Below are 17,207 nucleotides of genomic sequence, written 5' to 3' on the forward strand. Positions count from 1 at the left end.
TTGATACTGGCTTTTAACACTGATTTTTAACATTGATGTTTAACGCTAAGCCGTTACTATTGTAATAATTGCGCTACAGATTAACGTAACAAAAGCGGCGTTGTCAGTAATGTCATGCTATTTAAGATGTGCTACTATAGCTTCTATTGAGTTTACAACTGTACTTTGATAATCGATTGTCCAAAAGCCGATAACGCCGACAATCCTGTTATTTAGCTTTGTCATCTAACATTGTCGTTTAACAGTGTCATTATTAAACATCACTACATTATATAGAATTACGAAAGGGAAGCGTCTATGAGTACCGTCTGGGATAGCGTTCAGCTTGCACGGCATGCCAAACGTCCATTGTTTATGGACTATGTGAATCAGCTGTTTACCGAATTTGATGAGTTGCATGGCGACCGTGCTTATGCAGATGATAAGGCTATCCTTGGCGGTCTTGCGCGCCTAGACGGCCAGCCTGTGATGGTGATTGGTCAGCATCGTGGTCGTAGTACGCGCGAGCGTATCGCCCATAATTTTGGCATGGCAAACCCCGAAGGTTATCGTAAAGTTATTCGCTTGGTGAAAATGGCTGAGCGTTTTAACATTCCGGTGATGACCTTTATCGATACCCAAGGCGCTTACCCTGGTATTGGTGCGGAAGAGCGCGGGCAAGCGCAAGCCATCGCTGAAAGCATTGCGGTATTTTCTAGCCTGAAAGTCCCTATCATCGTCACCATTATCGGTGAAGGTGGCTCAGGCGGCGCATTGGCAATAGGCGTTGGCGATAAGGTAAATATGCTGCAAAACAGTATTTATTCGGTTATCTCTCCAGAAGGCTGTGCGTCTATCCTGTGGAAAACCGCTGAAAAAGCCCAAGATGCCAGTGAAGCATTAAAATTAAATGCCATTAATCTCTATCAAATGGGCTTAATTGATGCGGTTATCGACGAAGGTGAGGGCGCACATATCCAGCCGCAGCCAGTCATGACGGCGCTAAAATCATTAATCGTTGATCAATTGGATGAGATTAAAGATATGGATGCGCATGAGCGTTGCGAGCTGCGTTATGAGAAGCTGAAATCCTTTAACTCAGAAGTGATGTTGCCTTGCTAAGCATTTATATGAAAGTATATTGCTAGGTTACTTAAACTTAGCTTTTAACGATATCGATTTACGCTTAATGTTAAAATAAAAACGTGTCATTTTATGGCGCGTTTTTTTGTGCCGATTCATTTATATGTCAATTGATTTGTACGTAATAAATATAGCTACCTAATAAATAAGAATGATTATGACAAGTAGTGCAATCCTTTCCCATCCTATTGAGCCGATAGCCACCCTGCCTATTGATAATGCTTTAGCAGAAGCGTTATTAAGCAGTCTGGCTGAATATGGTGAGCAACTACATGGTCGACGACTTTGGCTGGCCTGTAGTGGTGGGCGTGATTCGTTGGCGCTGGCAGCACTTTGCGTACAGCTCTATCGCCAAGGTAAATTGCCATTTTTACCGCAATTACTGCATGTCAATCATGGTCTGCAAGCAGATAGTGGCGCTTGGGCAACACATGTGGCTCAGTGGGCAAAGGTGCAAAATATACCTTGTCGGATTTTACGCGCCCAAGTGGACGGCCATGATGAACAAGCGGCACGGCAAGCGCGTTATAATGTGATACGCGCGCAACTTAATCAAGATGATGTTTTATTATTAGCCCATCATGCTGATGACCAAGCGGAAACGGTTTTAATGCGCCTGATTCAAGGCGCCGGGGTAAATGGTTTATCTGGTATGCAGCCGTGGCGCATTCAAACGCAGGGCACGCATCATATAGCATTATGGCGACCGTGGCTGACTATCAAACGCGCCACTATCAGCGCCTATGCCCAGTGTTTAAAGCTGCCCTATATCGATGACCCGACCAACGATGCTGGTGATAATGTGCGTAGCGGCCTACGTCGAGATATTATGCCGATATTGGCGAGCTATAACTCCAATGTTATTGATAATATTGCTCGTAGCGCGCAGTTACTAAGTGATGCGCAATTAATAATCAATGCCCAAGCAGGCGAGGATTTGCAACAGATAGAGATTGCATCATTACAGCTACCACCTGCCCAGCGCGCGCTAAATATAGATAAATTGCAAAAACTACCGATTTATCGTCAGCGCCAATTATTGCATTATTGGCTCGCTCAAGATGAGCCATTACCGCCCGCTAAGCAGCTCGTCGATGATGTCTTAAGTCTAAGCCAACGTGATGATAATGACCATAAAACGGCGCTGTTTTGGCAAGGTCGCAAAGCGTCTTATACCATTCGCCGCTATCGTCAGCAGCTTTTTCGTCTCAGCAGCGATTGGCTCAAATGGCTTGAGTTGCCGCTTACCGAGCAGACGCAAACCTTATTTAATTTTACTCAATCTAATCCTATTGGGGCTGGTGTTCATGCAACTGGAAGACAACCTGTTCCAATTAATTTACGTAATGATGATAAATTTACTTGGCAATTACAGATTCTGCCAAATGAAGTAGCGCCGCTATTAGAAAGCTATAACGTAGAAAGCGATAAAGATAAGCTTAAGATTACCTTTGCGCCATTAGGTCGCAATCAGCGTGTGCAAACCGCAATGGCGTCGCGTCCACAAGCGAGCAAAAAGCTCTATCAAAACTTGGCTATTCCATTATGGATGCGTGAGAGCTTGGTAGTAGTCAGCGTGGCTTTTATGAATAAGGAAAGTAGTGAAAATGAGCTTTTAGAGAACGATTGCCCGATAGAACTGCCTATTTTATTATTATCACCTTTTGAAAACTGGGCGTTGAATGCTGAGCAGGCGAATATTAATGTAGATGTAAAACAGCTTGTCGCATTTATCAACAGCCATTTAACTCTGCATAAAACCTGTTAAATAATAAATATGCGACGTTCTATAGTGATGATTACTTAAACAGCAACGCCATTACTGAGCCTTTCAATTTATCAAACGACGCCAGTAGCAGTATGGTAAACTGAGTGTCATTTTACCTATCATTATGTTAGTTTGAATGCCTTTGCATTTTTTGAATAGGAGACACGTATGTCAGTATTAGATAATAAGAAAATCAGCTTTATCGGTGGCGGAAATATGGCGCAGGCTTTGATTAGCGGGCTAGTCAGCTGCGGCGTCAAACCGAGTCTGATTACCGTTGCTGATCCGAGTAGTGAAGCGCGCGAGCAATTGGCTGCTAAAGGATTGAATACGGTTGATCCAACTGCCGATGCAAAAGCGGCGGTTATCGGTGCTGATATCGTGGTATTGGCGGTGAAGCCGCAAGTCATGAAAGCAGTGGTCAGTGGTTTTGCTGATGTTTTGGACACGCAGCTGGTGATTTCAGTGGCAGCAGGATTATCGACTGCGCTGTTATCAAATATGCTAGGTGGCTATGGCAATATCGTCCGTGCGATGCCAAATACGCCGGCGATGATTCAAATGGGCGCGACTGGTCTGTACGGTACGGATGATATTTCTGCCGAACAAAAACAATTGGCAACCGCAGTGATGGAAGCCTCAGGTTTGGTCATGTGGGTCGATAATGAAGAACACATGCATGCGGTCACCGCCGTATCAGGCTCAGCGCCCGCTTATATGTTTTACTTTATCGAAGCGATGGTCGATGGCGCAGTGGCGTTAGGATTGGATAAAGAGCAAGCGTCAGCACTGGCGATGCAAACCATGCTAGGCGCGGCAAAAATGGCGCTGGGTAGTGAAGACGCACCAAGCGAGCTACGTCGTAAAGTCACATCACCAAACGGCACGACCCAAGCAGCCATTGAATCCATGCAAGCCAATGACATCAGTCGTCAAATAATTCAAGCTATGCAAGCCTGTTATGACCGTAGCCAAGCGCTGAGTGAAGAGATGAGTAAATAGCCAGTCGCTACTTGTCATTAACCCTTTATAAATAGGGTATATCATGATTTATGAGATACCCTATTTAAAATTATAAAAATTTAAAGTCATAAAAAACTTAAAGTCATAAAAATGCCTGATAATGACATTCGTCATCCTAAATCCCGTTAATAATGTCACATTGAGTAGCACTTCATGAACAACCTGTTATTGCAAATTTTTGATTTGGTCACTACCTTCGCCATGATGTTGGTGTTTATCCGTTTTATGCTGCAGTTTGCTGGAATGGATGCTAGCAATCCTATGGTTGCCCCTGCTTATAAAGCCACCCATATCGTCGATGTGTTCGGGCGTATTTTCCCAACCGTCGCCCAAGGTCGTATTAGTATTGCTGCCATTGTATTGATGTTTTTAATTCGTCTGATTGATATCTCTGGTAAGGCGGCTTTGACACATAAAGGCATTGCGCCTGTGCCGCTATTTTTTACTGGTACTATCAGCTTGGTATTAGACTTTTTGCGTATGTGCCGCTATCTGGTTATTGGTTCTATCATTGTCAGCTGGATTGTGGTGTTTACCCAATCTCAGCATCCGATTATTGGCATTATTGTTAATTTAGCGGAGCCAATTTTAGCGCCGTTTCGCCGCATTACGCCAAACTTAGGTATGATTGATTTATCACCGATGGTTGCCTTTTTCGCCTTTTATTTACTTGAGATATTTATCGGTGGATTGGCATCAAGCTTTATGCCAATGTTGGGCTAAATGCCAATGTTGGGCTAAGTTAAATTCATTAAGTTAAAGTTAGTATAAAATCGAACACTGAATAAAAAGGCGCTCTATAAAATATAGAGCGCCTTTTTTTATTTACCATCTATAGATTATTCTAAAATTCTACAAAACGATTGGGTATCAATTGGGCGTTAGCATTATCAGGGTGCGGCGCATCAGCGGCACGCAGCGTTTGGGTAATCCAACTATCCGCCGCTTTTACCGCCTCGACAAGCGCATCGCCCATCGCTAAGCGTCCAGCGATAAAGCTTGCTAATGAGCAACCAGAGCCATGAAATTCGCCTTTTAGGCGTGGTAAGACACTTTTATGTACCATCTCGCCTTTGATATATAAATACTGCTCGATATCACCGCTATCAAAGTCGTGTGAGGTCTTAACCAATACCGCATGACACCCTTTGGCGCATAGTTTTTGCGCACCGATATGCAAATCTTGCTCACCGCTTAAAGCCCGTAGCTCATGGGTATTTGGGGTGATTAATGTGGCATAAGGGAGCAGCTCTCGAAACGCCGTTACCAAGGTTTGCTCATCACCTAAGCTGCCGCCGCTATTGGCAACCAATACGGGGTCGAGTACAAACGGCGTGTCAGCAGCGATAACCTGTTCAGCAAATAAACGCGTCAGCATAGCGATATTGTCAGTGGTGCCAAGCATACCTGACTTAATCACGCGCACAGGTAAATCATCGAGCACTGTGGTCGCCTGCGCTTCCAGCAAGGCGGCAGCACAAGCCTCAAAACCAAATACTTGCTGCGAGTTTTGTATGGTGATTGCTGTACAAGCGATGGCAGCATGAGCGCCTGCTTGGCCAATCGCTTCGATATCCGCTTGTAATCCAGCACCGCCTGACGGATCCAACCCTGAAAAACACAGTACCACTGGTCGCATAAGCCTTCCTTTTATTTATTCTACAATGAATCATAAATACTATAGCCATCCATTGCCCAAAAAGCCATAGCCATTAGATTCTCGTCAATCAATAGTAAAACCTAAAATAAAATTGGCTTTTTATGGCTAAACTAGGTGATTTTCACCCTTAAAAAATAATAAAGCCATTTAAATCGATAATTATGGCAAATGTAGGGTTAAATCTGTAGACAACGCTTGCAATTCGTTTCGGCTTTGCTATAATACCGCCCACGGCATAAGACGTATCATTAGCATCGATACTGTGTTTAAAAGGATATTTGGCTTAAAAAGCATCTTTTAATAAGAATATTCCGATAAGTGTCTTAAATCGTTCGGTGAAGTGGGTGAGTGGCTGAAACCAGTTCCCTGCTAAGGAACCATACGTGTAAGCGTATCGAGGGTTCGAATCCCTCCTTCACCGCCATTTATTCAGTTGTTATAAAGAGTAATAACGCAGAAATTGGCGTTAATGGTTTTTTTAGTATCAAGTTTAAAAATAATTTGAATTTAACTAAAAAAGATGTTGACACAAGCGAGATTATCTATATAATGACCAACCTAATTTACTGCAATTGTTCTTGAATAATTCAGTAGATAATGTGCAAAGTACGCGCTTGTAGCTCAGTTGGATAGAGCACTTGGCTACGAACTAAGGGGTCGGGAGTTCGAATCTCTCCAAGCGCACCATTTGCATACTAGCTTATTTGTTCATGTAACTATTAAGCTAAAACTAAATCAATCGCCTGTCTTATGACAATTTGGCGATTTTTTTATGTCTGTCGTTTTTGTAGAGTTGCTATTTTAATGAGCTTCTATCTCAATTTGTAGCCTTCCTTCTAAGTTTCAGTCAACAGCCTTTTGCATCAGAAGTCTTGTCTTATCATAATGTACGCTAAGTGCCTGAATTACGGTACAATGAGCGCTCTATTTTCCGCTTGTTATGGGCTTGTATCATGTCAAAATCGTCACCAAAAGCTGCTCCTAAAGCAAAATCGCCACGCAAACAATCAGCGCATCAAACCTCTGCCGTTGAAGAAGCGATGGTTGCCAAACCTAGCACGCGCTTGGCGGCTATTCTTTATGATGGTATGTTGATTTTGGCTTTATTGTTTTTGGTCGGGACCATACTGACCGTGATTGGTACGCTATTGACGATGGAGACGGGCACGCAATCGCAACAAGCCAGATCGCTGCCGACGTGGTATCAGAATGCCATAATGACACCGTCATTTATACTGACGCTAGTGGGCTTCTATGGGCTGTTTTGGCGCCGCGGCGGGCAAACATTAGGTATGCAAACGTGGCGCTTAAAGACGGTCAATAATAGTGGTCACCTGCTAACGTGGGGGCAGTCGTTTAAGCGTATCTTGGCCGCAAGTCTGATGCCGCTTATATTTGGCCTTATTGGTAGTGTCATCGGCGGCTCACGGGCTATCTTATTGACCAGTGCCTTTTTGGGCTTTATTTTTAACTATGCCTTTTGTCTGTTTAACCGCCGCGGTCTTGCGGTACAAGATATGCTCTCGAATACCATCACCTTAAAGATGCCAAAAACCGAAAATGAAGGGCTGTGGCGGGTGATTAGAAATCGCAAAGCCAATAAATAATATGTTTAGTATTTAAAGGTTATAAAATCAAACGGCTTTAATGTTAAAAGGTTATAAAATCAAACGGCTTTACAGATTAGCGGTTTGCATCAGCCATAGCGTATAGCCGACAAAGAACAGCATCAGCGTTGCGCCAGATGTGCGACCAAATGGGCGTTTGCTGATAAAGGCAAAGAGAGATAAAACGACAAGCAATAAGGTGATGACGCCCATCGTCAGCACATCACGCGATAAGATGATTGGATTGGCGGTAATTGGTGCGATGAGTGTTGCAAGCCCAACAACGCCCAAGGTATTAAAGATATTAGAGCCAATAATATTGCCCAATGCCATATCATGCTCGCCTTTACGAGCGGCGGATAAGCTTGCGACCAGTTCAGGCAATGACGTCCCGATAGCGACGATGGTCAAGCCAATAATCAGCTCGCTCAATCCCCAAAAAGTCGCCAATTCAACCGCACCCCAAACAATCGCCCGTGAGCTGGCAACCAACATCAATAATCCAAGAAATAGCCCACCCAAACCCCGTATTAAACTGGGTTCGGTATTATCTGATTTTCCTGCTTGGCTTTCTAATAACTCACTATCTACGATATTACCGTTACTGATTTCATTTACGTGTTTTGAGCTGCCTTCACGTAGGCTCATCACGATTTGAATAGCCAAAACCACCACAAGCAATGCCAACAGCACCAATCCATCATTAAAGCTTAGCAGCCCATCACGCAGCTGCCACGCCGCCAGAGCAGTAATCGCTACCAGTATCGGTAGATCACGCTTGACGATGCCTTTATGGATGATAATGGGGCTTATGAGTACCGTTGCACCCAATACCAAAGCGATATTGATGATATTTGAGCCGTAAGCGTTACCCAATGCCAACTCAGGGCTGCCTTCTATTGCGGCTAATACTGATACCACCATTTCAGGCGCTGACGTGCCAAGCCCTAAAATAATCACCCCAATCAAAAAACTTGGCACATTTAGCTTTTTTGCCAGTGCGGTCGCGCCATCAATAAAAACATCCGCGCTCCAAACCAAAATTGCCAAACCGACCAATACTGCAACAACCGCCAACCACATCAGTAATTTCCTTACTTATAAATGGATAAATGAGTATAAAAAAAGCCGAATCCTATTCAGATTCGGCTTTCTTATTAAAACACAATATTTACGTAGCTAACCATCCGCTATTTATTATGATAGTTAAGCGTGTTTTTGTGAAAATAAACACCTTAACATCAATAGTTATTAAGCCACTTGTACCGGAATGATATTGGCAGTGTCTTTGACGGTATTGTCTTCGTTGCAATACACCAGCTTTGGCTGATAAGTTGCTGCTTCTACTTCATCAAAATGCGCATAAGCACAGATGATGACGATATCGCCTAAATCTGCCATATGGGCGGCGGCACCATTTAACGAGATAATACCAGAGCCCGCTTCAGCGCGAATCGCATAGGTGCGAAAGCGTTTGCCGTTGGTGACATTGTAGATGTCGATAGATTCGTTTTCGCGTAGACCAGCAAGGTCGAGTAAGTCACCGTCGATACCGCATGAGCCTTCGTAGTGCAGCTCAGCATGAGTAACACGGGCGCGATGTAATTTGCACTTGAGCATGTTAAGTAGCATAGGTTGCTTCCTTAGGGTAACTGATATAAATGAGTCAAATCAAAAGCTTAATGGGGACAAGGTTGCTAGAATAAAAGTTATTTGCCTAAAAGTCACTGCTAAATTTACGTGTTAGTAATTTAAATGACTTAAAGTAATGCAAATAACGGCAGCTTATTCCGGTACTTTAAAGCCATTAATCTGTGAACGCGCTTTTTCAATATCGCCATCTAATAGCAATGGCAAGGCCTCAAAAGCGGCGCTTAAAGCGCTATCAATGGCGATTTGCTCATCGGGAGATGCTTTCGATAACACGTGACCGCTGACTTTAGACTTATGACCAGGATGACCAATGCCGACACGCAGACGATGGAAGTCGTTGCCAATATGCGGCGTAATATCACGTAGACCATTATGACCGCCATGACCGCCATCGGTTTTGAGCTTGATGCTGCCGGCTGGGATATCGAGCTCATCATGGGCAATCAGCAATTCATCATTTTTAATGCCATAAAAGTTCACCATCGGCACCACTGACTGACCGGATTTATTCATAAAGGTTAGTGGCATCAGCAGACGTACGTCATGACCATGAATTTGCCCACGTCCTGTCACCCCGTGGAATTTTTTGTCAGGGGCGAGGGCGATATTAAACTGCTGAGCCAAATGATGCACGAACCAAAATCCTGCATTATGACGCGTAAACATATACTGCTGACCAGGATTACCAAGACCGACAATAAGCTTTATGGCCATAAAAACACCCTGCTTAAATTTAATAAATGAGTGGTAAGGTTTGCGATGGTGCCATTTATTGATAGCACAACTGTTATTTTTCAAACCTTACTTACAAAAACAGCAGGAGATATTCATCACCTGCTATTTTTTTGACTAAACGAACCTTGTATTACATAGTAAACGCTAGATTGCAGTCTCTATGTAACGGTGGTTTATTATTCGCCGTCTTTGTTTTCAGTAGCTTGCTCAGTTGCAGGTACGTCAGCGGCATCAACTTCTGCAGCGTCTTCGTCAACTTCTTCAACGGTTGGTGGCTGCATGTTAACGATAGTACGGTCGTGTGCATCTTCCATGTCAAGATCAAAGATGATAACGCCTTCAGGTAGTTTGATGTCTGATAGACGGAATAGATCACCGATTTCCATGCCTGATACGTCAACTTCTAAGTATTCAGGTAGTTGTGATGGTAGGCAAACGATTTCGATATCAGTCACTAGCGTAGATAGAACACCGCCAGCTTTAGTACCAGGTGCTTCTTCACGACCAGCAAAATGTAGTGGAACGTTCATGTTGATTTTCTGACCTTTCACAACGCGCTGGAAATCAGCATGCATTGGGAAGCCTTTAGCTGGATGGCGTTGTAGGTCTTTGATAACCACTTGATGTGCTTCGCCATCTACATTTAGCGTCAAAATGTGTGAGAAGAACGCTTCAAATTCAAGAGATTTTACTAGCTCGTTGATTTTGATAGAGATAGCGGCTGGCTCTTCGTTACCACCATAGATGATAGCAGGAACTAGGTTCTGCTTACGTAGGCGGCGGCTCGCACCTTTACCTTGTAGCTCAGCAGAACGATCAACTGCGTTTAATTCAAAATGATTAATGCTCATGGATATAATCCTATAAAAAGAATGAGGAAGTGTCTGGTCATAAAAAAGTGGATTTGCGACCAATCCACTAATGGGTGATGATAGCTAAAAGAAATGAGCGTTAATAAAAATCAACCACTATTCTCTTAAGCCATTCGCTAATAACCAATTTTCAGCATCATAGTAATGATGAAAGTTATGGGTTTTTAGCGTGATCAGCACTTTTAAGTATCCCGACTGTCTTAAATCATAAAAAACGGTCAGTACAGGCGCGCATTATACGTGCTTTTGTAGTAATAATAAAGACCTACGTGAAATGGCTATATAAAACGCCACGGCAGAAAACTATAGTCAATCCTAAATAAAAAAAGGATAAAAGTTATAAAGCGCTACTGAAATAGGTTTTTCTTGCTTGCTGTGCTTATAAAGACAAAGCCTACGTATCAAAGCCGCTCAAAAATAGGATATAAAAAAAGCGCCAAGTAATAAAACTTAGCGCTTTTTCTAGCAGCACAAAATCTTAAGCGTCAAACTAGGCATCAAACATGGCGCTAATTGATTCTTCGTTATTGATACGGCGTAAGCTTTCAGCCAGCATCGGTGCGATGCTCACTTGACGAATTTTGCTACAGGCTTTAGCTGCGTCAGACAATGGGATGGTATCAGTAACGACAATCTCATCCAATGCCGATTCGCTGATGTTTTTCAGCGCATTACCCGATAGGACAGGGTGGGTAATATAAGCCAATACGCGGCGCGCGCCGTTTGCTTTTAGGGCTTCAGCGGCTTTGCATAACGTACCTGCGGTATCGACCATATCATCAACGATGACGCAATCACGATCACGAACATCACCGATGATGTGCATCACTTGTGACTCATTGGCACGGGCACGGCGTTTATCAATAATCGCCATGTCTGTATCGCCCAATTGCTTAGCCATGGCACGCGCACGCACCACACCGCCAACGTCAGGTGAAACCACCATGATGTTGTCATAATCTTGTTTTTTAAGATCGTTCAATAATACAGGGGTACCATAGATGTTATCGACTGGGATATCAAAGAAGCCCTGAATCTGATCTGAGTGCAAATCAACGGTCATGACGCGATCGATGCTAACGATGTTTAGCATGTCAGCGACGACTTTAGCCGAGATAGGTACACGAGCTGAACGCGGACGACGGTCTTGACGGGCATAACCGAAGTAAGGCATGACAGCGGTGATACGGCCAGCACTAGAACGACGCAAGGCGTCGGCCATCATCATGATTTCCATCAAATTGTCGTTGGTCGGTGCACAAGTAGGCTGCATGATAAACACGTCTTTACCGCGTACGTGTTCTTTGATTTCCACGGCAATTTCGCCATCAGAAAAACGCGTGATGTCAGCTTTACCAAGAGGTATATGAAGATGATCGGCTACGGTTTTTGCTAATTCAGGGTGAGCATTACCCGTAAAAATCGCCAAATAAGGCATGACAGAAGTCCTATTGATTGACTCAAGCAGCGACCGCTAAGCAGTGTCAAACTGCTCAAATTAAGAAAAGAGTATTGAAAAGTATTGATGACTACTATTACAGTAAAAAATGGCAGGGGTAGCTGGACTCGAACCAACGGATGTCAGGATCAAAACCTGATGCCTTACCAACTTGGCTATACCCCTGTAATGTCTAGGCTGTGTACGTCGATATCTAATAGCAACTTTTAATAAAATTACGCTTAGAATAGCGTCACGACCTGTTCGTTATTTTATAAACGGATAAACCGTCTACAACATAACTTTTCCCTAACGGTGTTCATTGCGAACTATACCGAAACTGGGATAACGTTGTCAATGTCAATAAAATAAGCGTTTATTTAAAAACTGCTTATAATAGCTACCTATCGAACGCTTTGAGCTTAAAAATGGCAGGGGTAGCTGGACTCGAACCAACGGATGTCAGGATCAAAACCTGATGCCTTACCAACTTGGCTATACCCCTATTGAGGCGACCTATTATAAATAAGTTTTCAGAATTTGCAAGGTCTTTAGGTGTTTTTATGGCTTTTATTCGAAAGTAAGTGAATTAGCCTGAGTTGCATAGCTACTATTGTAGTGAATAGAGGTTTTTTATTAAGTTTGTCAATCGTAAGCTGATGCTGTGCGAGTTTCTTTTAGACGAGAGGATTGACCACTCTACCACTCATAAATATTGCAGGTTCCGTCAAACAAGCTGTATTCTCTGGGTCTTCGATGACAATATCTCCTTTTCGTAAATAGTAACTACCTATACGCTCTTTAATTATACCGCTAGTGACAACATCCTCACCTAGTTTAACTTTAGTTCCATTTAGAGAAATGGCTTGTTCATTTTCAAAAAGAATGGCTCTATCGGGATAAAAAATAGGGCTAAGATACTCATTATCATTTTTGACAAAGTCATAAGCAGTTATTTTTGATAACGTATTTACCTTTGAAAACAAAATTGATCTCGCGCATTGAAAGAGTAGCAGCATAAGTGAATAGTTCAGTAGGCGAGCTGACCTTGAAATCCTGCTGAGAAACCTCTACATTTCGAGGGTTGTCTTTTACTTTTATGTCTAGCTGTTGTGGCAAAGTTGTTTTATCGGATAAGCGATTAGCATTAGACTCATCTTGAGATTTAGATAGTAATGTACACCCAGTCAAACTTGATGATAAGCAAATAAAAACGGTGGCGGCTATTAGATTCTTATTTAGATATGAATGGTTCATATTAATAGCAGCTTATTTGAAAGTTTGAGTAGGGCACGTCCATTTTATAAATTACTCACCAGATAGCCTGCACAAGGGGCACCCGCAATCCATGTTGCCAACAGCGCTTTATCAGTCGTGACACTCGTATCCAATGGCAAAAACACTGCGCTACCAGAGCCGGTCATGCGTGCTGTGCCCAATGCTTGTGACTCTAACCCTTGCAAATAATGTAACGCTTCATCGACAGCCGGAGCGAGACTGGTGACTAGGGGGCTAAAGACATTTTGATAAGGCGAGTTTAAATGTTGCACATACTCATTGGACTGGCTTTGAATGGTTGCAATCGATAGCGGGGCGATATCTCGTTGTAGTTGTGGATGGGTGAACAGCTGAGCAGTACTCACATGCGCATTTGGCGTTAACACTAAATACTGCTGTGCTGGCAAATCAATGGCTGTCAGCTCCTCACCAATACCCATCGCAATGGCATCTTTCCCAAAGATAAATATCGGCACATCCGCGCCAATGCTTGCGCCAATTTTTATTAGCTCATTTTGATTAACATCGAGCTGCCAAATCTCATTTAAAACTAATAATGTCGTCGCAGCGTTGGATGAACCACCGCCCAAACCTGCACCCATCGGTAGGTGTTTATCTAAGGTGATTTGGATTTGCGCCAGCTGCTGAGGTAGTTTGTTTGCTTGAATGGCAAATGCTAATAACGCACTAGCAGCTTTAAAAATAAGATTGTCATTGATACTGCTGGTTATGGTGTCGGCACCAGACAGCGTGAGAAGCTGATGACATAGCTTATCAGCGTCTAAGGTCTTATCTATAATAGAAAATGCTGCGTCGTCTACAAGCGTGAAATGTAGATAATCGCCCCAGTTGAGCAGGCGAAAGACGGTTTGCAGATTATGATAGCCATCAGCGCGCTTACCAGTGATATGCAAAAATAAATTAATCTTTGCCGGTGATAAGCGCGTGATAACCGATGTTGTTGTGGGGCGTTCAGTCATAAATAAATGTCTTTATGAATTGTTCGTAAATATCACAATGTATTCTGCTTTCTACTTTCTGCGTATTACTATTGTTTTTGATGATCGATGGTCATCACCACTTTATTGCCTTGTGACTGCATCGCACTGATTTTATTTGGCAGTTTATCATTGCCTTTATAAGTAAAGTTGGCTTGCCATTCACCATTAACTGAGCTGATTAAACGGTTCTGGGCATCAAGCTGTGGCGCGCTGTCTGAAGGCGCTGGGCGACCCGATATCCAGTACGGCATTTGTGAAATCGGCGCTTGCCAGCCAGTCGCTTTTTTTAGCAAAGTTTCAGGGTTATCGGCGGTTAAAGTACCGGTTTTTTCACTGACTAAAGTCGCCGACTGACCATTATATTCGATATTGGTTTTGCCAATGCCGAGCGCGCCAATCAATTCGATGGCAAAGCGGTCATTTTGTTGACCCCATGCATAAAACGCACTACCGCCTTGGTTTCCTGAATTGTCCTTACTAGGGGTTGTGACCCCGATTTTGCCCGTGATATTAAAGCTCTCAAGTTTTTTTGGTTGACCTTGTACCGTGCCAATAGGCTGGTTGGTAGCGTTGGCGGTTGTTAATGACTGGCAGCCAGAGGTAATCATAAGCGCGGTGGTTAAAGCGCTGAATAGCGCCAGTTTAGTTGGCTGGCTTTTTTTTAATACGGACATGGTTATTCCTCAAAAGTGACAAATCTACAAAATTAATGTTTTGATATTTAGAAGCTCATATATTTAAAAGCTTAAAAAGAGCTTAGCTTAAGCGTTATTTGTTACTCGCTGATGCGTGGCTGTTCATTTCTTATAACTGACTTGTAGTTTTTATGGCAAGCGTTTTTTTATTTTTATGCGCATTTTATGACGAATATTAAATAAGTTTTAAGCAAAAAACGCATTAATAAAGCTGTATCCGGTCGTTGATATTGCGCTGCCCAAATGAGAAGCGCTGTTGTAAGTCTGCCAGTAATGCTTCGACTTTTTCATTATTGCCCAAACCTTGATAAGCGCGTAGTAACAGCGTGCCTGAACGTAGGGTCGGGAAGACGTCATATGGCGTTTGTAGATAGTCGATGACCTGCTGGTAGTCCTCGGTCGCTAAGGCGTCTGCTGCCAGTATATTCAGTGCTTGCAGATGCAGCTCATTGTCATAGCGCGGGTCATCATAACGGATTTGGATAATAGACGTTGCCAGCGCTAAACCTTGCTCGGAGCTGCGCTCATTGGCTAGCAATAGCTGCGCGTAACTGAGCTGATAGGAGAGATTGGTCGGGTCAAGCGCTTGCAAGTGATTGAGCAAAGTACGCTTAACGATATAATCGTTTTTATCATCAAGGAGTTGGACGCGGGCAAATAGCAGCATCTCATTATTAGGGTATTTGCGAGCGGCGCGCGTTAATAACCGTAGCGCTTCATCGGCTTCGTTTTGCTGCCACAAGATATCCGCTTGCATCACAAAGCTGTCAGGGGCGAAGACGCTAAAGTCTTTACGCAGCTTCCCTAAAGTTGCGATGGCTGCCTCGACGTCATCATTAAGCAGCTCAAACGAAACCACTTTTCGACGCGCTTCTAATACCAAGTCCTCTTGCATGACGCCATTGAGATAGTGCTTTGCTTGCTCAAAGCGCTGCTGGCGCTCGGCACTGATACCAAGATAGTAGTAGGCTTGGTCAAGGTAAGCCGGACTTTTTGCCAACATATTGAGTAGCTGATCAGCACTGGCGTATTCTTCAACGTCTAAGCTGACCAGTGCGGCTAGCAAGGTAATCTCTTCATCATCGACAAAGCGCTCATGGGCGTCAAGTAACAGCTGCCAAGCCTGCTCGCTTTGTTTTAAATCAAGTAAGTAGCGAATCTCATATAGATATAAGCTCTTGCTATCAGGATTACGTAGGCGGGCTTGGCTAATATAATGAATGACTGCCTCTGATGGCTCAGTCTTGCGCAATATATCGGCTCTTAAAGTAATGAAAGGCACATAATCAGGTTGACGGGCTAAAGCGCGATCGATATGGACAATGGCAACCTCAGGCTCATTAAACTGATACAGCAAACCGGCTTTTAACACTGACAAAGAAGCGTTCTGCTCACTATCGATAGGTTGCAGAGCGGCAAGTAGTTCGCGTTTGTCTTCATCAGTGCTGGGATAAATGCCAATCAGAATTTCGCTAAGATCGGCACGCGGATCATAGCTTAAAATACGATTCAGGCTTTCGCCTGCCAATTCATAATCATGAGCGCGCAAGGCTAAATGCGCCACATAAAACCACGCGGGCACGTGGTCGGGGTTTTGGTCTTGCCAAGTTTTGGCAAAGCGCAGCGAATCCTCAACGCTCTCATTACGTAAAGATAGGCTTAGCGCGCGCTCAAATACCGCGGTCGCATCTTGCTTAAAAGACTGCTGCTTATAGATGGTCAGCGCGCGCTCGGTATCATCGCGATCTGCGGCAAACTCTGCATCTAAAAGCGCGTACAAACTTGGCTCGCTAAGCGTCACTTGCCCGCCGCTTGTCGGTGCTAGACTGTTGACATTAGCCACGTTTTCAGTGGTTTGTGGCTGTTGATTAAATGATTGCTGGGTAAGCGTTTTATGAGCAGGAGTATTAATAGAATTTTCACTACTAGCATCATTAATATTTACATCACTAATATTTACATTATTAGTATTGGCATCACTGGCGACGACGGCAGAGATGTCATAGGAGCTGATATGTAGTGAGGGGCTGATGTATTTGGCGTGGGCAGGTAATCCTAGGCATAAGCAAACGGCCAACGATAAAGTTAGCTGATGGCGCTGGCATAGCCGCTCAATAATAGCGTGCAGTAAAGCGCGCAGGCGAGACTGATCATGATGCATAGGTTGCAATCTAAAGGATGAGCCAAAAAAAATCATAGCTAGCAGTGTTTACCCATTATTTACCCGTCAAATCGTTTGCAGCATAACAAGGTGATTTTATTGTTGTTATTATAGAAATAGCTGCGAAGAAAACCCGTCACTAGCATTATAAGAGTAGATTGAGGGGATAAACAATAGCGTCCGTGTTACTCAGA

15 protein-coding genes and 4 tRNA genes are annotated in these 17,207 nt (G+C 43.5%); 7 read left to right on the forward strand and 12 right to left on the reverse strand.

The features are described from left to right. The first annotated feature begins 297 nt into the window (after positions 1-297). The 4 genes from B3Q63_RS11770 to B3Q63_RS11785 all read left to right on the forward strand — a co-directional run bounded on the left by B3Q63_RS11770 (position 298) and on the right by B3Q63_RS11785 (position 4,636). Positions 298-1,101 (forward strand): acetyl-CoA carboxylase carboxyltransferase subunit alpha, encoded by an 804-nt coding sequence (locus B3Q63_RS11770; RefSeq protein ID WP_296176955.1) that lies wholly within the window; start codon positions 298-300, stop codon positions 1,099-1,101. Between the two features lie 178 nt (positions 1,102-1,279). After that, the gene (tilS, locus tag B3Q63_RS11775; protein WP_296176958.1) at positions 1,280-2,890 is read left to right on the forward strand and encodes a tRNA lysidine(34) synthetase TilS; all 1,611 of its coding nucleotides are present in this window, start codon (positions 1,280-1,282) and stop codon (positions 2,888-2,890) included. A 168-nt stretch (positions 2,891-3,058) separates the two neighbouring features. Continuing rightward, complete coding sequence (proC, locus tag B3Q63_RS11780) at positions 3,059-3,892, forward strand: pyrroline-5-carboxylate reductase (RefSeq protein ID WP_296176962.1); 834 nt, start codon at positions 3,059-3,061, stop codon at positions 3,890-3,892. Between the two features lie 174 nt (positions 3,893-4,066). Continuing rightward, positions 4,067-4,636 carry a YggT family protein gene (locus B3Q63_RS11785; protein WP_201564470.1) on the forward strand — a complete coding sequence of 190 codons (570 nt, stop codon included), beginning with the start codon at positions 4,067-4,069 and terminating at the stop codon, positions 4,634-4,636. A gap of 121 nt (positions 4,637-4,757) precedes the next feature. Here B3Q63_RS11785 and B3Q63_RS11790 read toward each other — a convergent pair whose 3' ends face one another. Further along, complete coding sequence (locus tag B3Q63_RS11790) at positions 4,758-5,552, reverse strand: hydroxymethylpyrimidine/phosphomethylpyrimidine kinase (protein WP_296176965.1); 795 nt, start codon at positions 5,550-5,552, stop codon at positions 4,758-4,760. Positions 5,553-5,907: 355 nt separating this feature from the next. Between B3Q63_RS11790 and B3Q63_RS11795 the strand changes: the two genes are divergently transcribed. The 3 genes from B3Q63_RS11795 (at position 5,908) to B3Q63_RS11805 (ending at position 7,180) form a co-directional block, all read left to right on the forward strand. Continuing rightward, positions 5,908-5,997, forward strand: a tRNA-Ser gene (locus tag B3Q63_RS11795). 186 nt (positions 5,998-6,183) lie between these two features. After that, positions 6,184-6,260 (forward strand) — tRNA-Arg (locus B3Q63_RS11800). Between the two features lie 266 nt (positions 6,261-6,526). Beyond that, positions 6,527-7,180 carry an RDD family protein gene (locus B3Q63_RS11805; protein WP_296176967.1) on the forward strand — a complete coding sequence of 218 codons (654 nt, stop codon included), beginning with the start codon at positions 6,527-6,529 and terminating at the stop codon, positions 7,178-7,180. A 69-nt stretch (positions 7,181-7,249) separates the two neighbouring features. Here B3Q63_RS11805 and B3Q63_RS11810 read toward each other — a convergent pair whose 3' ends face one another. The 11 genes from B3Q63_RS11810 to B3Q63_RS11860 form a co-directional block, all read right to left on the reverse strand. Beyond that, the gene (locus B3Q63_RS11810; RefSeq protein WP_296176969.1) at positions 7,250-8,263 is read right to left on the reverse strand and encodes a calcium/sodium antiporter; all 1,014 of its coding nucleotides are present in this window, start codon (positions 8,261-8,263) and stop codon (positions 7,250-7,252) included. Positions 8,264-8,431: 168 nt separating this feature from the next. Beyond that, positions 8,432-8,812: an aspartate 1-decarboxylase gene (gene panD, locus B3Q63_RS11815; protein WP_045443274.1), complete on the reverse strand. Its 381-nt coding sequence runs from the start codon at positions 8,810-8,812 to the stop codon at positions 8,432-8,434. A gap of 153 nt (positions 8,813-8,965) precedes the next feature. Next, positions 8,966-9,547, reverse strand: coding sequence for an aminoacyl-tRNA hydrolase (pth, locus tag B3Q63_RS11820; protein ID WP_296176973.1), 582 nt, complete (start codon positions 9,545-9,547; stop codon positions 8,966-8,968). Between the two features lie 197 nt (positions 9,548-9,744). Next, positions 9,745-10,419, reverse strand: a complete 675-nt coding sequence (locus B3Q63_RS11825; RefSeq protein ID WP_201564486.1) for a 50S ribosomal protein L25/general stress protein Ctc — start codon at positions 10,417-10,419, stop codon at positions 9,745-9,747. A gap of 511 nt (positions 10,420-10,930) precedes the next feature. Then, positions 10,931-11,878: a ribose-phosphate pyrophosphokinase gene (locus B3Q63_RS11830; RefSeq protein ID WP_149490452.1), complete on the reverse strand. Its 948-nt coding sequence runs from the start codon at positions 11,876-11,878 to the stop codon at positions 10,931-10,933. Positions 11,879-11,988: 110 nt separating this feature from the next. After that, positions 11,989-12,064, reverse strand: a tRNA-Gln gene (locus B3Q63_RS11835). A gap of 243 nt (positions 12,065-12,307) precedes the next feature. Further along, positions 12,308-12,383: transfer RNA gene (locus tag B3Q63_RS11840), tRNA-Gln, on the reverse strand. Between the two features lie 172 nt (positions 12,384-12,555). Continuing rightward, entirely contained in the window at positions 12,556-12,864 is a 309-nt protein-coding gene (locus tag B3Q63_RS11845; RefSeq protein WP_296176979.1) for a hypothetical protein, read from the reverse strand. A gap of 315 nt (positions 12,865-13,179) precedes the next feature. Next, entirely contained in the window at positions 13,180-14,136 is a 957-nt protein-coding gene (gene ispE, locus B3Q63_RS11850; protein WP_296176982.1) for a 4-(cytidine 5'-diphospho)-2-C-methyl-D-erythritol kinase, read from the reverse strand. Positions 14,137-14,204: 68 nt separating this feature from the next. Then, positions 14,205-14,831 carry a lipoprotein insertase outer membrane protein LolB gene (gene lolB / locus B3Q63_RS11855; RefSeq protein WP_296176985.1) on the reverse strand — a complete coding sequence of 209 codons (627 nt, stop codon included), beginning with the start codon at positions 14,829-14,831 and terminating at the stop codon, positions 14,205-14,207. A 223-nt stretch (positions 14,832-15,054) separates the two neighbouring features. Further along, entirely contained in the window at positions 15,055-17,013 is a 1,959-nt protein-coding gene (locus B3Q63_RS11860) for a tetratricopeptide repeat protein (RefSeq protein ID WP_296176987.1), read from the reverse strand. Positions 17,014-17,207 lie beyond the last annotated feature (194 nt).

The organism is Psychrobacter sp. UBA2769 (genome assembly GCF_002352555.1).
GTDB classification, from domain to species: Bacteria; Pseudomonadota; Gammaproteobacteria; order Pseudomonadales; family Moraxellaceae; genus Psychrobacter; species Psychrobacter maritimus.